Consider the following 12,861-nt stretch of genomic DNA (forward strand, 5'->3'; position numbering starts at 1 on the left):
CAGCGGTGACGGCGCGATAGATCCCACGGCCACCAGGGAAGGTCGCCAGGTGCAAGGGTCGCCTTCGGTCAATTGCGATCGCATCGGAGGTCTCTGCATCCGACCGGAGTTGCCGGTCGCGCCGCAAGTAACTAGTCCGTCGACCCTCCACGACACGACGTCCATGTCTCGAAAAACTGTAGGTTTCTAAGGCACCAAGTGATGAGTTCGGCTCAGCTGAGGTAGGAGTCGATGGGGCTGTTGTCGACGTAGATGCGTTGGTCGGTGAACTTTCCGCCTTCGACGGTGAAGATGGAGCAGGCCCGGATCGTCGCCTCCACGCCGTCACGGAAGCGCCAGACACTGTCGACCTCGAAGACAACAACACCGTTCTCTTCCTGCCAGATGTTGATCAGCAGGTGGGACAAGGAGTGGACCTTATTGCCGATCTCTGCCATCTGCGCCAGCACGACTTCCTTCCCAGTGACCGCCGGGGCGTTGGCGAACAACAGGGTGATGTTGTCGGCGTAGTAGTCGCCGAGACGCTCGTAATCTTTCTTTTCCATGACGGCGAAGTACTCGGTCAGGAAGTCGACGGTGCTCTGGTCGGCACGGGACATGGTTGGTTCCTTTGTTTGTTCTCGCTATGAACGGCCAAACGAATGAGGGGCTCAGACCCTCGCATCCAAGCCGGTCGGTTTGAGCGGTCCCTCGCCGGCACGGTGGTGGAAGGCTGGAGGCTCGATTGCCAGTGCCGTCAGGACTTCAAGCTGGTCAGCTGCCAGCTGGACTTCGGCAGCGCTGGGGTTCTCCCGCAGCTCGGTTACGGTCTCAGGGCCGATAATTACCGAGGCAACGGCCGGTCTTGACAGCAGCCAAGCCAGTGCGACCTTATACGCGTTCAACCCCCATTCGCGGCTCAGCGGCCCACCTCCCGGGCAAGCGAGACCTCAGCGTCGCTGAACCCCTGCGCGGCGACGGGGGCCTGCAGACGGCGGTCATCGGCGATCCACAATGCCCGGACGACGCGCCAGGCGGGATGATTCGACAGCCCAACGTAGCGGATCTTGCCCTGCCGAATCAGGTCGTCGTAGACGGCAAGCGTCTGTTCCGGCCGAGTATGCGGGTCGAACGTCGTTCGAGCGTAGTACAGGTCGATGTAGTCGGTTTGCAATCGTCGCAGGCTCGTCTCGACCTGGTCGATGATGTGCCGGCGTGACAGTCCCCTGTCATTGACCCCAAGTCCGGCAAGCCGTTTGACTTGGTCGCGATCACCATCTCGTCGCGACGTCCACGGAGGGCACGCCCAAGGATCTGCTCAGCCGGTCCCCGATCGACGGCTGGCAGCGCTCCGGGTCGATCGAATACCGGCAAGTTGCCGTATACGTCGGCGGTATCGACAAAAGTTGAGGCCCAGGTCGAGTGCGGCGCCGACAATCCGGCCTGCGCCCTCCGCCCGCGGTGCGACACCGAAGGCGGCGGTACCAAGCGCGATCTGCGACACCCTGACACCGGCCTGCCCAAGGATGGAGTACTTCATCAGCGTTCCTCGTTTCCTGGTCAGGACTTGGTTTCGGCACCCAGCCTCGAGACCGCGTCCAGCTGCTCCTGGGTGAGCTCAACATCAGCGGCCGAGGCGTTGGCCCGAAGCTCGTCCACGGATTCAGCTCCGACAATGACCGACGACACGGCCGGGCGGGAGAGCAGCCAGGCCAACGAAACCTGCTGCATTCCGAGTCCCCAGTCCCGCGCCAAGCGGTCAAGGCTGCGGGCGGCGTCGATCTCAGTCTTCGAGTAGCCGGGACCGCCGTAGCGCTGGTCACCGGCGATTGGGCGGTCGAGCACCGACAAGTCCGCCAACAGGCCTCCGTGCAGGGGGGCATACGGGATGATGGACACCCCAAACCGCAAGCACGCGGGAGCCAGTTCCTTCTCCGCACTCCGGTCCAGCAGGTTGTACATCACCTGGGCGGCCACGGGGGCGGCGACCAAACGGCGGTCATCGGCGATCCAAAGCGCTTCGGTCATTTGCCAGGCGGGGTGATTGGACAAAGCGACGTACCGGAGCTTGCCCTGCCGAATCAGGTCGTCGTAGACCGCAAGGGTCTGCTCCAATGGGGTGTTCGGGTCGGGGAAGTGCGCGTAATAGAGGTCGATGCGATCAGTGCGCAGGCGACGAAGGCTCTGCTCGACCTGCTGAATGATGTACCGGCGCGACAAGCCTGCATCCACGTCAAACCGGCGCTCCCCCGACTTGCTGGCCAGCACAACCTCATCCCGACGACCGGCGAGAGCACGGCCAAGGATCTCCTCAGCGGACTCACGCTCCGAAGCCGGAGGAGCACCAGGCCGGTCAAAAGTAGATGTCGAACCGTAGACATCCGCAGTATCGAAAAAATTGATGCCCAGATCGAGTGCTGCACCCACGACACCATCGGCTTCCTCAGAGTTCGGCGCCACCCCGAAAGTCGCCGATCCAAGACAGATGCGGGAAACACGCACTCCAGTTGGACCAAGGATCGAGTACTTCATCCGTGTAATTCCTTTCTGCAAGTTTCAAGCGCTGGGGATGAAAAGGAACTGCCGTTGGACGAATAAACCAGCGGTAGCAGAGGCGGATTGGCCTTAAACACTAACCGAACGGTTATGTTTCAGCAATGATCATGAGAGAGTAAACCCATGCCAGACAGCGCCCAGTCCAAAAAACGCGGCCCCTACCGCACCGGGATCCGGCGACGCGAGCAACTCATCGGCATCGCCATGGACGTCTTCGGTGAACACGGCTATGCAGGCGGGTCTCTTCGGACGATCGCCGAGCAGGCCGGCGTCAACCACGCCACACTGATCCAGCACTTCGGGAGCAAGGAAGGCCTCCTCACGGCCGTACTGGAGGAATGGGACCGCCGGACCGTTGAGAACAGCCTCGCCCACGTCAGCGGCTTGGAGTACTTTCAACGGCTACCCGAAGTCATGGCCGCCCACCAAGACCAACGTGGTCTGCTTGAGCTGTTCACCACCATGGCAGCCGAGGCTTCCAGCGCCACCCACCCGGCGCATGACTTCATCCAACGCCGCTACACGCGCAACCTGGTCACTCTTGCCGGCCACCTGCAGCAAGCCGTCGACGCCAATGACGTCGCGCCGTTAACCCAACCCCAGATCGACATTGAAGTCCGGATTGTCACTGCCGTCCTCGATGGAATCGGCCTGCAGTGGCTCCTCGATCCCGAAACCGACTTACGCGTAGCGGTCTCAAGCTACATAGAGCGAGCCATCATCGCCTGGCAAGGCCGCTGACACCCAGCAAAGGACTGCGAAGATGTCCCCATTCGAGATGTTCCTTGTTCCGGTAGTCAGTGCAGAGAAGAAAGTAAGGTGTTGAGGCCCTGTGCAGCGCCCGCGGGATGCGGATTCAGCGGGCGAGGTCATTCGGGTCAAACTCCGCCGCGACGCAGTGGCGGCCGTCTTCGGCGGCATAGCCATCGCCGCCGGAGCAGTCCACGCCGGCACCAAAGCCATCCAGGCCTACAACACCGGCACACGTTAGGGTTTACAATTCCGAGGGGCAGCCCATTACCCCGTTCGGCAAACCGGGATCCCACACGGAAACGCAAGAATTTGAGCCATGGGAATTAGCGGGTCCTGAACGTTTGATCATGGTGTCCGCACCAGGGGGAGAACTTTCTATTTGGGGATCTTGAGCAGACCCTCGATTGCGGGGCGGCGCGTATCTCAAGTACCTCGGTGGACCACTTGCCGGCCAGCGTGTTCACTAGTGCCATGAGCGAGGCGACGGACCTTCGGCAGGCTCTTCTGGATCTCGGGCTTGAGGACTTGATCCCGTTGCCGGAGATATTAACAGAAGAGGAGATTCGCAGTGAAGGCGCTGCAGTGGAGGACATCAGCACTGCGTTGATCGGGCTCCTACGAGAAAGGCGGATCCAAATTTGGAGCGGACGCTGGTCTCAGGATCCGGAGGTGGTTGATCCCGCCACAGCGGAGGAGCTCCTCCGTGTCGCGATGAGCAGTACACCTTCAACAGTCCGGCAGATCAGCGACTGCGTGTCTACTACGTGAACGTCGACAATATCCGCGCCTAACGGCCTGGCTAGTGAGGGCCTGACGGGTCTCGCGACGCCGGCGGCTAAGCAGCCCCTGCGCCGTCCGGACGGGCTCTGGTGTCAGAAGAGGGTGCCGCGCACACGCAAGGGCCGGTATCCGGTCGCCCGAGCTGAGCCAGCTCGCCCTCGATGTCCACGTCGATGGTGCCTGTACAAGGTGGTTCGCGTCAGGCCGGTCTTGCTGACTAATCTCGCGCATTGGAGCACCTTTATCTCGCAGCTTGACAGCGTGTTCGAGCTTGTCAGGATCCACAACTGAAAGCCGGCCTGTGCTCCGGCCGTTCGCCGTCGCCAGGGCGCGGGCATGGGAGGCCCGCTCGGCCGCGCAGGTTCGCTCCATCTCCGCGAAGGGCGCAAGCATGACCCTGCCGCCTCGGGGATCCCGGGCCTAAACGAACGCAGCGAAAGCAGACCGGCTCGAACATATCTTCGAATCCGCGCGGCCCGCGAAGGACCGGACAAAACCCGAATCAGGGGTGGACGGACGGGGGCGCAGGGAGCAGGATTGAGCCATGAGCTCCCATGACGCATTCCTGAAGCACGTAGCCATCGCCGCCAAGGACTCCACCTTGGTGGCGACTTTTGATATAGACGGCAACATCCCCGGGGCGGGCGCCTACGTGGTGGGCCTCGTCGCCGCCACACCGGATCATTCCCATCAACGAAGAATGGGAATCGAGTTCATGAACGGCGAGGCCGTGTCCTTCTATTGCTTCAGCCACGACGGCACTGAAGAAAACTTCGACCTCAGCGGCGTGACGCATTCGGGCAACACCATTACCGGCAATTTCCCCCTGAGCACCGTCCTGGGCCTCGAGAAGGGTCACCTGATGACCGCTTTCAGCGACGCCGACGGCAGGGAATACCAGGCCAACGTTCCCGTGGAGGAATCCCTCTAAGCTGCGCCCGCCTGGCGAACGCAGCTAACTGCTGAGCCCCTAGTTGCTGGCGTTGTGCACTTTCATCTCAAGCTCGATGAAAGCCGTGATCATGGCACGGTAGGTCTTCTCCACGATGTCCGGGTCAATGTCTTTTTTCTCGGCGGCCGCGCGGACGTGTTCTATGACCTTCTCCACCCGGTCGGGAGCCCGGACCTCCGCGTCATCACCCTTTAGAGTGCCGGAAATCCGGATCAGGCGTTCGCGGCGGGCAATCAGGGTGACAATCTGCTCATCAACTTCATCGACGGCCACGCGGACAGCAGCGAGCTGCTCCCTGTCGGCCTGGGCGTCTTTGTCGTGTCCGTGATTTGTGGGCATGTGCATGACAGTATCTAAGAATGCAGCCTCGAGTCGACTTCATTTCACTGGGCGTCCGCAGTGTTGACGCCTCCCGCGCCTTTTACGTCAACGGCCTCGGCTGGCCGGTGCACCGGGAAGTCCCCCGAGAAGTGGTGTTCATCCAGGCCAACCACGGCCTCATCCTCTCGCTCTGGGACGCAGGCCAGATGCAGGCGGAGGCCTCCGTGGACAGACCGGCCGGCGTCCCCTGCATCACGCTGAGCCACAACGTGGGCAGCGCGGCGGACGTCGACCGGGTCATGGCCGACGCCGAGGCCGCCGGCGCCACCGTGGTGGCTTCGCCGAAGACCCAGCCATGGGGCGGCTACACCGGATACTTCGCGGATCCGGACGGCTTCCGCTGGGAAATCGCATTCAATCCCACGTGGACGGTAGACCCCGCCGGAAGGGTCACGGTCTGAAGGCCGGCTAGAACAGGCTTTCGGCCGGCTCGATGAGTTCCGGCGAATCATTTTTTACGTTTCCGACGGCGGTACCAACGGCGTCGATGGTCCAGCCTTCGGCGACGTCGTGTGCACCGGCCCGGACCAGGTCCACCAGGCCGGCGGCATCACCCGCCTGGGGGTCCAGCCACGCCTGCATGGTCTTGCGGTCCATGGGCAGGGGCACCCTGTCGTGCAGGGCGGTGAGTTCGGCCAGCATTCCCCCGGCATAGCCTTCCGGCGGCGAATCAGTGGTCATGATCGAAGTGGACAGCATCCAGCGGTGCGGGTCCCCTTCGGGCTTGGACGGGTCCTTCCACCATTCATACAGCCCGGCGAACACCAACGGCCGCCCGTCCTTCGGGTGCACGTAGTAGGGCTGCTTGCTGCGCCCTTCGCCCTTCCATTCGTAGTAGCCGTCCGCCGGCACCGCGCAGCGCCTGGATTTGGTCGCCTTGCGGAAGGCAGGCTTTTCCAGGACGCTCTCGCTCCGCGCGTTGATCATTTTGGAGCCGATGGACAGGTCCTTGGCCCAGGACGGCACCAGCCCCCAGCGGGCCACGTGCAGCTGCCGGACCGGGGTGCCGTCCACCAGGCGCTCCAGCAGGATGGGCACGTCAGCGGTCGGGGCAACATTCCACGACGGCGGAACCACCAGCTCCTCTTCCAGTTCCGCGTCAAACTCTGCCAGCAGGTCCCCGACTGCCCTGGCCATCACGTAGCGTCCGCACATGGCACCAGCATGCCACCGCCCGCAGGCGGTGTCACCCGGCGTCACCCGAGCATGGCAACGGCCTCCCGGATCCGGGGAATACCCGCCACCGGGTTACCGTTGAGGGAGAAGACATCTGCTTTGATAACGACGAGCAATAACGAGCTTGAGGAGAACTCCGTGGATTTCACTCCCGAATCCGGCACCATCACCATGTTTTCGACCACCTGGTGCGGCTACTGCAACCGGCTGAAGAAGCAGCTGGACGCCCAGGGCATCGGCTACACCGAGATCAACATCGAAGAAGTCGAAGGCACGGCCGACCTCGTAGAGCAGCTCAACGGAGGCAACCGCACGGTCCCCACCGTGCTCTTCCCGGACGGCACCGCCGCCACCAACCCGTCAGCAGCTGAAGTAAAGAGCCGGCTCGCGGCCTAAGGCTCCCTTGACAAGCAGAAGGCCGGGCACCTGTGGTGCCTGGCCTTCTGCTTGTCCGCCCGCACTTCGCGACGCCCGAACAGCTATCCCCTCAGGCTGGCGAAATCGGCGTAGTCCACCGGCGCATACCCGGCATAGGTCTTGATAACCGCCGCTTCGATGGCCGCAACGTCCAGTCCGGGCACAAGGTCGTCGACGGCTCCTGCGGTGGCCGGATCCCAGTCCAGCCCGAGGGCTGCGTAGCTGGCTTCCAGGACTTTGCGGATCGGCGCCGAGTTCTCCACCACGATGACCGAACTGAAAAGCCAGCCGCCGGACACCACCCGCTGGGCTGTTCCGATCAGTTTGACCCTGTGCTGCGGATCTGCCCGGTCCAGGCCGTGGACGCTGAACTCCCCCGGGCAGTACTCGCCCGGGATTTCACCGACGGCGGCGTGGACGCCGGCGCTTCGAAGGGCATCCGCCAGCATCCCGCCGAAAAACGCGAAGCGCCCCTTGGCGCCGGCGATGGCGTCGGCATGCGGCTCCACGTGATCGACGATCAGCGTCCCCTCGTGGTAGGCCGCAGCCCGGCCGCCGGCCTTCCGGACCAGCGGCTCAAAACCGAGGTCCCGGCAGGCCTGGGCTGCTGCCTCAAAGCCGGGAAGGTGCGCGTCGCGCTGGCCGAAGGCCACTGTGGGGGCCGGGCGGTACAGCCTGAGCGTCGGGCCGATCCGGCCGGTCTTGGCCATGCCCAGCAGCTCAATGCCGAATTCCAGGTCGCGCGCCGCACCCATCGACTCCTCCTGCCGGACAATGGTCAGCGTGGCTGGTGCGCCGGCCGCGTGCTGCATCTTGCTAAGCTCCCTTATGGTCATTCTGCAATTCCTGGTGGTTGCCGCCGCGTTCGCCGTCATCGATTCCATCTGGCTGAAGACGATGAACCCCTTTTACCGCGGACAGATTGGTGAACTGCTGGCCGACCGGCCCAATCTAGGGTACGCGGTGGTGTTCTACGTGATCTACATTGCCGGCATTGTGTTCTTTGCCCTGCGCCCCACGCTCGACGGCGGCAGCTGGCTGAGCGCGGTGGGTTACGGTGCCGCCCTGGGCGCCTTCGCCTACGCCACCTACGATCTCACCAACGCAGCGACGCTGAAGACGTGGCCGCTGCAGCTGATCATCGTGGACATCATGTGGGGCGCAGCGCTGACGGCGCTGGCCACGCTGGCCGGCTGGCTGGTGTTCCACAAGAACTAAGGGCTGCAGAAACCAGCAGCTACGTCCTGCGGATGGTCAGGATCTGTTCGGCGCGGCCGAAAGGTCCGCTGAGGTCGTGGAGCACCGTGGACGTCAGGCCGATGCCGTCTGCGCCGAAGGAGACCGCGTTATCCAGGCCCAGCCAGTCGCCGGCGGGTTTCCGGTACATGTGGATCTGCAGGTCGAGGTTGGGGAAGGCGTAGCTGCCCTTGCCCGGGGGTACGCGGGCGGCTATTCCGTTCGCCGTGTCCACCAGCCCCATCAGCCGTGCCATGTCGCCGCTGTCGTCCTTGTCCGTCAGCGGGTGTCCGGTGCGCAGCCAGACCGTCCCCGAGCCCGGACGGTGTCCGTCGGCTACGCGCATTTCGAGGGAGCGGATGTAACCCCCCGGCCAGACACTGGCGCCGTCGTACGGTGAGCACTCCTCCGGTCCCGGAATGCGGGTGTCTTCCACGGCGGCGACGGCAGATGTGTCGGACGTGACCATCCGCCACGCCGTGGCACGGATGGCCACCCGTCCCCCGGCCACCAGTTCGGCCTGCAGCAGTTCGATGGTGCGGCCGGGCCGGAGGGTGGTGGTGACCACCTCAAATTCACCGCCCGGGATCAGTCCCAGGATCTCGTAGCTCAGTCGCGCCATCCGGACGTCGTCCCGCGGTGTATGCCGCTCCAGGCAATCCGCCATGATCCCCGAGGCCGGCGCCATGTGCTGTTCGTGCACGTTCCAGGCGCCCTGGGCGTGAATGGTGGAACGGAACCGTCCGCCGCCGAGTGACTCGTAATAGAACCCGCCCTCGGCAAGTTCCGGAAGTGAAGCAGTCAACGTCGACCCTTTCGCATGGCTGGTGATGATTCCAGAACACCCTATCGCCTGCCGGCTCACAGCTTCCTCTTATCCAGACCTCATGGCCGGCATAAGTCCGGCGCCTAGAAATGAGGGCATGACTCCTCTCCAGAACAAACAACGCAAGGGCGGCCGGGGCCGGCGCGCCGTGGTGGCCGGGGCTGTTGCCCTGACGCTGACAGCCGGAGGGGCCACCGCCTGGGCGCTGGACCGCTTCGTGGTAGAACACGTGGAAATCTCGGACGTCTCCGCCTACCAGGCAAGCCAGGCCGGGACAATGGCAGGCACCACCAGCGACTCAAGCAGCAGCACCTCCGCCGTCGCCACCGACACCTCCTACGTCTCGGACAGCTCCGACATCAACATCTCCACGGTGACCACCGGCAGCGGCGACAGCACCGTCACCTACTTCGTTGCCGACGTCGTGCTCGATGACGCCACCACCCTCCAGTCCGCCTTCGCCAACAACAGCTTCGGCGAGAACATCACCGAAACCACGTCCGCGATCGCGGAGGCCAACAACGCCGTCTTCGCCATCAACGGCGACTACTACGGTTTCCGCGACACGGGCATCGTGATCCGCAACGGCGTGGTGTTCCGCGACGAGGGCGCCCGCCAGGGCCTGGCCTTCTACCGGGACGGCACCGTCAAGGTCTACGACGAAACCGCCACCACTGCCGAGCAGCTTCTGGCCGACGGCGTCTGGAACACCCTGTCCTTCGGCCCGTCCCTGCTGGACAACGGCCAGATCGCCGACGGCATCGAGGACGTGGAGGTGGACACCAACTTCGGCAACCACTCCATCCAGGGCGAACAGCCGCGCACCGCCGTCGGCATCATCGACGACAACCACCTGGTGTTCGTGGTGGTGGACGGCCGCAGCCCCGGCTACAGCTCGGGCGTGACCATGACCGGACTGGCGCAGATCATGAAGGACCTCGGGGCCACCACGGCCTACAACATCGACGGCGGCGGATCGTCCACCATGTACTTCAACGGGGAACTGGTCAACAACCCCCTGGGCGAGAACAAGGAACGCGGCACTTCCGACATCCTCTACATCGCAGAGTAGGGACGTGCCATGATCATCCTGATCCCGGCCTACGAGCCGGACCAGCAACTCCCCGCCCTGATCCGCTCCATCCGGGAAGCGGAGCCGTGGGCCACCGTGGTGGTGGTTGATGACGGCAGCGGCCCCGCGTACCGGGACATGTTCGACGGCGTCAAGGCACTCGGGTGCCACGTCATCGGTTACGCCCAAAACCGCGGCAAGGGCTTCGCGCTCAAGACAGGCTTCGGCTTCATTGCGGATCATCTTCCCGGCCGGAGCGTGGTCTGTGCCGACAGCGACGGGCAGCACACCATCGCGGACATCCTCCGCGTAGCGGCCGCCGTGCAGGGTGACGCGGCTAAGAGTGACGCGACTAAGAGCGGCGCGGCGGCCATGGTCCTTGGCACCCGGAGCTTCACCGGCAACGTCCCGGCCCGCAGCAGGTTTGGCAACACCGCCACCAGGCTCCTGTTCACCCTGGCCACCGGCGAGCGCATTTCCGACACCCAGACCGGGCTCCGCGGCTACCCCGCCTCCATGCTCCCCTGGCTGCGGTCCGTCCACGGCGAGCGCTACGAGTACGAGCTGAATCTCCTGTTGGAGGCCCGGCAGGCCGGCTACGCCATCAAGAGCGTGGACATCGCCACGGTCTACCTCAACCATAATTCGGGATCGCACTTCAGGCCGTTGGCGGACTCCGCCCGGATCTACGCGCCGCTGCTGAAGTTCCTGGCGTCCTCCTTCACCGCGTTCCTCGTGGACACGGTGATGTTCCTGATCCTCAGTGCCGCCTCAGACTCGCTGCTTCTTGCGGTGGTTGGCGCCCGGGCCGTGAGTTCGGCGGTCAACTTCGCCGTCAACCGGCGGATGGTGTTCCGGCACGGCCGGGACAAGCCTGCGGCCCGGACCGGCGTCCGCTACTTCGGCCTTGTGGTTGTCCTTCTTGCCGCCAACTTCGGGCTCATCGCGGCCCTGGAAGCCGCTTCCGTGCCGGCCCTCCCCGCCAAGCTCCTGGCTGAAATCGCCCTGCTTTCCGTCAGCTACGTGGTGCAGCAGCGCTACCTCTTTTCCCGCACCACCGCCTCCTGGCCCACCGCCCGGGAAGTGGACGCAGCAGCCGCCGGGGAAACATCAGGTGAACGCCCGGCCAACACTCATATTCGCGCCTAGGTTCCGTCACAGCACCTGCACAGTTTGGCCGTGGATCGTGAAAACCAGCCCACCGATCAGATTCCGGAGAATCCCATGACACCTATCATCCTTATCGCAGCCGACCTGGCCGCCATCAGCATCCTGACCTTCGCCCTGTACCTTCGCCGGCACCGGCGCCGCGACCTGGTGGTGTCCTACCTCGGCATGAACGTCGGCGTCATGGCCGTGGCCGCCGCGCTTTCCGGATCGGCCGCCGGCGTCGGCCTGGGCCTCGGCCTCTTCGGAGTCCTGTCCATCATCCGGTTGCGTTCCACCGAGCTGGCACAGCACGAGGTGGCCTACTACTTCTCAGCCCTGGCCCTCGGCCTGATCGCCGGCCTGGGAATCGACCCCGTCTGGCTGCCGCTGGCACTGATGGCCATGATCCTGCTGGTGATGTTCGTGGGCGACCACTCACGGGTACTGCCGGCCTACCGCCACCAGACGGTGATACTGGACCGCGCCATCGCCGTGGATGAGGAACTCTACGCACGGCTCGAAGAAGTGGTGCATGGCAAGGTGCATTCCGCCACCGTGCAGGAACTGGACCTCGTCAACGACAAGACAATCGTTGATGTGCGCTACGCCTACGTTCCGGCCGCGTTTCCCGCCGGCGCCGCCACGGTCGCCCCGCCCGCAGAGATCCCTGCGCCGGGCTACCTGGCTGCGTTCCCCGCCGCGGACCCCGCACCGTCGGAGCCTGCCGGACGCGCGGCCGACCCCGTCCACGCCGGTGCGGCATGAGCGCCCCGGCACAGCCCGGTGTCCTGGGCACCCTGCGCCTGCTGCCGCCGGTCGGACTGGAAGAACTGAACGCCGAAGCCGCGCTCCAGACCCGGGTGGACCGCAAGTACGTGGTCCCCGAGGCGCTGGCGCAGGAACTTCTGGCTACCTTCGATGCCGATGTGCGGGTCCTGGAAATGGACGGCTGCCGCTGCTTCGCGTACGACTCCGTGTACTTCGACACCGCCGGGCTGGACAGCTATCTGCTCGCCGCCTACGGCCGCCGGCGCCGCTACAAGGTCCGCACCAGGACCTACGTGGACAGCGCCATCAGCTTCCTGGAAGTCAAGACGGAGGGCGCCCGTGAGGCCACTGTCAAGGAGCGCATCCCCTACGAACTCGCGGACCGCGCCCGGCTGACGGCGGATGGCCTGGACTACGTCCACGAAACCCTCACCGGGGCGGTGGGCGGAGTACCGGGCGGTCCCCTTGGCCCCGTGCTGGAAACGCGATACCACCGCACCACGCTGTACCTGCCCGCATCCGGCAGCCGCGCCACCATCGACACGGACGTCACCTGGCAGCGCCCCGGCGAGCAGGCCTGGGTCCTGGACGGCGCCGTGATCCTGGAGACCAAATCCGGATCGGCGGCCGGACCCCTGGACCGGCATCTCTGGGCCCACGGCGTCCGGCCCTCCAGGATCTCCAAGTTCGCCACCGGTATGGCGGCCCTCTGCCCCGAACTGCCGGCCAACCGCTGGAACCGGACACTGCGCCGCACGATGGCGCTCCGCCCCGCCGCCTGAACCTCTTCCCCTCCGCATCCTGCGAATACTTCAC

Annotated in this window: 18 protein-coding genes and 1 pseudogene; 11 read left to right on the plus strand and 8 right to left on the minus strand. The window is 64.6% G+C overall.

Annotation, left to right across the window (positions count from 1 at the left end; translation table 11 throughout):
- Positions 1-212: 212 nt before the first annotated feature.
- The 4 genes and pseudogenes from WMN78_RS18080 to WMN78_RS18095 all read right to left on the minus strand — a co-directional run bounded on the left by WMN78_RS18080 (position 213) and on the right by WMN78_RS18095 (position 2,511).
- Positions 213-599, minus strand: a complete 387-nt coding sequence (locus WMN78_RS18080; RefSeq protein ID WP_340535119.1) for a nuclear transport factor 2 family protein — start codon at positions 597-599, stop codon at positions 213-215.
- Positions 600-650: 51 nt separating this feature from the next.
- Positions 651-884 (minus strand): aldo/keto reductase, encoded by a 234-nt coding sequence (locus WMN78_RS18085; protein WP_340535120.1) that lies wholly within the window; start codon positions 882-884, stop codon positions 651-653.
- Between the two features lie 14 nt (positions 885-898).
- Positions 899-1,491 (minus strand): annotated as a pseudogene (locus WMN78_RS21150) (aldo/keto reductase).
- Positions 1,492-1,539: 48 nt separating this feature from the next.
- Positions 1,540-2,511, minus strand: a complete 972-nt coding sequence (locus WMN78_RS18095; protein WP_340535121.1) for an aldo/keto reductase — start codon at positions 2,509-2,511, stop codon at positions 1,540-1,542.
- Positions 2,512-2,658: 147 nt separating this feature from the next.
- Here WMN78_RS18095 and WMN78_RS18100 point away from each other — a divergent pair, with 147 nt between their 5' ends.
- The 4 genes from WMN78_RS18100 to WMN78_RS18115 all read left to right on the plus strand — a co-directional run bounded on the left by WMN78_RS18100 (position 2,659) and on the right by WMN78_RS18115 (position 4,999).
- Positions 2,659-3,276 carry a TetR/AcrR family transcriptional regulator gene (locus WMN78_RS18100; protein ID WP_340535122.1) on the plus strand — a complete coding sequence of 206 codons (618 nt, stop codon included), beginning with the start codon at positions 2,659-2,661 and terminating at the stop codon, positions 3,274-3,276.
- Positions 3,277-3,367: 91 nt separating this feature from the next.
- Positions 3,368-3,526 carry a hypothetical protein gene (locus WMN78_RS18105; protein WP_340535123.1) on the plus strand — a complete coding sequence of 53 codons (159 nt, stop codon included), beginning with the start codon at positions 3,368-3,370 and terminating at the stop codon, positions 3,524-3,526.
- 233 nt (positions 3,527-3,759) lie between these two features.
- Positions 3,760-4,056 carry a hypothetical protein gene (locus tag WMN78_RS18110; protein ID WP_340535124.1) on the plus strand — a complete coding sequence of 99 codons (297 nt, stop codon included), beginning with the start codon at positions 3,760-3,762 and terminating at the stop codon, positions 4,054-4,056.
- Positions 4,057-4,612: 556 nt separating this feature from the next.
- Complete coding sequence (locus WMN78_RS18115) at positions 4,613-4,999, plus strand: hypothetical protein (RefSeq protein ID WP_305941237.1); 387 nt, start codon at positions 4,613-4,615, stop codon at positions 4,997-4,999.
- A gap of 39 nt (positions 5,000-5,038) precedes the next feature.
- On the opposite strand, the gene WMN78_RS18120 is transcribed toward WMN78_RS18115, so the two are convergent.
- Positions 5,039-5,365: a chorismate mutase gene (locus tag WMN78_RS18120; RefSeq protein WP_340535125.1), complete on the minus strand. Its 327-nt coding sequence runs from the start codon at positions 5,363-5,365 to the stop codon at positions 5,039-5,041.
- A gap of 14 nt (positions 5,366-5,379) precedes the next feature.
- Here WMN78_RS18120 and WMN78_RS18125 point away from each other — a divergent pair, with 14 nt between their 5' ends.
- Complete coding sequence (locus tag WMN78_RS18125; protein ID WP_340535126.1) at positions 5,380-5,802, plus strand: VOC family protein; 423 nt, start codon at positions 5,380-5,382, stop codon at positions 5,800-5,802.
- Between the two features lie 7 nt (positions 5,803-5,809).
- Here the strand turns inward: WMN78_RS18125 and WMN78_RS18130 are convergent, their stop codons facing one another.
- A complete protein-coding gene (locus WMN78_RS18130; protein WP_340535127.1) occupies positions 5,810-6,556 on the minus strand; it encodes an SOS response-associated peptidase in 747 nt (248 codons plus the stop codon).
- Between the two features lie 159 nt (positions 6,557-6,715).
- Here WMN78_RS18130 and WMN78_RS18135 point away from each other — a divergent pair, with 159 nt between their 5' ends.
- Positions 6,716-6,973, plus strand: a complete 258-nt coding sequence (locus WMN78_RS18135) for a mycoredoxin (protein WP_011692168.1) — start codon at positions 6,716-6,718, stop codon at positions 6,971-6,973.
- Positions 6,974-7,056: 83 nt separating this feature from the next.
- Here the strand turns inward: WMN78_RS18135 and WMN78_RS18140 are convergent, their stop codons facing one another.
- On the minus strand, positions 7,057-7,806 hold the full coding sequence (locus tag WMN78_RS18140) for a lipoate--protein ligase family protein (protein WP_425341178.1): 750 nt from the start codon (positions 7,804-7,806) through the stop codon (positions 7,057-7,059).
- Between the two features lie 16 nt (positions 7,807-7,822).
- Here WMN78_RS18140 and WMN78_RS18145 point away from each other — a divergent pair, with 16 nt between their 5' ends.
- Positions 7,823-8,212 (plus strand): DUF2177 family protein, encoded by a 390-nt coding sequence (locus WMN78_RS18145; RefSeq protein ID WP_340535130.1) that lies wholly within the window; start codon positions 7,823-7,825, stop codon positions 8,210-8,212.
- Between the two features lie 19 nt (positions 8,213-8,231).
- Here WMN78_RS18145 and WMN78_RS18150 read toward each other — a convergent pair whose 3' ends face one another.
- The gene (locus tag WMN78_RS18150) at positions 8,232-9,035 is read right to left on the minus strand and encodes a thioesterase family protein (RefSeq protein ID WP_340535132.1); all 804 of its coding nucleotides are present in this window, start codon (positions 9,033-9,035) and stop codon (positions 8,232-8,234) included.
- Positions 9,036-9,153: 118 nt separating this feature from the next.
- Between WMN78_RS18150 and WMN78_RS18155 the strand changes: the two genes are divergently transcribed.
- The 4 genes from WMN78_RS18155 (at position 9,154) to WMN78_RS18170 (ending at position 12,827) form a co-directional block, all read left to right on the plus strand.
- Positions 9,154-10,128 carry a phosphodiester glycosidase family protein gene (locus WMN78_RS18155; protein WP_340535133.1) on the plus strand — a complete coding sequence of 325 codons (975 nt, stop codon included), beginning with the start codon at positions 9,154-9,156 and terminating at the stop codon, positions 10,126-10,128.
- A 9-nt stretch (positions 10,129-10,137) separates the two neighbouring features.
- Positions 10,138-11,277: a bifunctional glycosyltransferase family 2/GtrA family protein gene (locus tag WMN78_RS18160; protein ID WP_340535134.1), complete on the plus strand. Its 1,140-nt coding sequence runs from the start codon at positions 10,138-10,140 to the stop codon at positions 11,275-11,277.
- Positions 11,278-11,352: 75 nt separating this feature from the next.
- Positions 11,353-12,042, plus strand: coding sequence for a DUF4956 domain-containing protein (locus WMN78_RS18165; RefSeq protein WP_340535135.1), 690 nt, complete (start codon positions 11,353-11,355; stop codon positions 12,040-12,042).
- Positions 12,039-12,827, plus strand: a complete 789-nt coding sequence (locus WMN78_RS18170) for a polyphosphate polymerase domain-containing protein (RefSeq protein ID WP_340535136.1) — start codon at positions 12,039-12,041, stop codon at positions 12,825-12,827. The genes WMN78_RS18165 and WMN78_RS18170 overlap by 4 nt, the downstream gene beginning before the upstream one ends.
- Positions 12,828-12,861: the final 34 nt, after the last annotated feature.

This window comes from Arthrobacter oryzae (assembly GCF_037911235.1).
In the GTDB taxonomy this organism is placed as follows: domain Bacteria; phylum Actinomycetota; class Actinomycetes; order Actinomycetales; family Micrococcaceae; genus Arthrobacter; species Arthrobacter oryzae_E.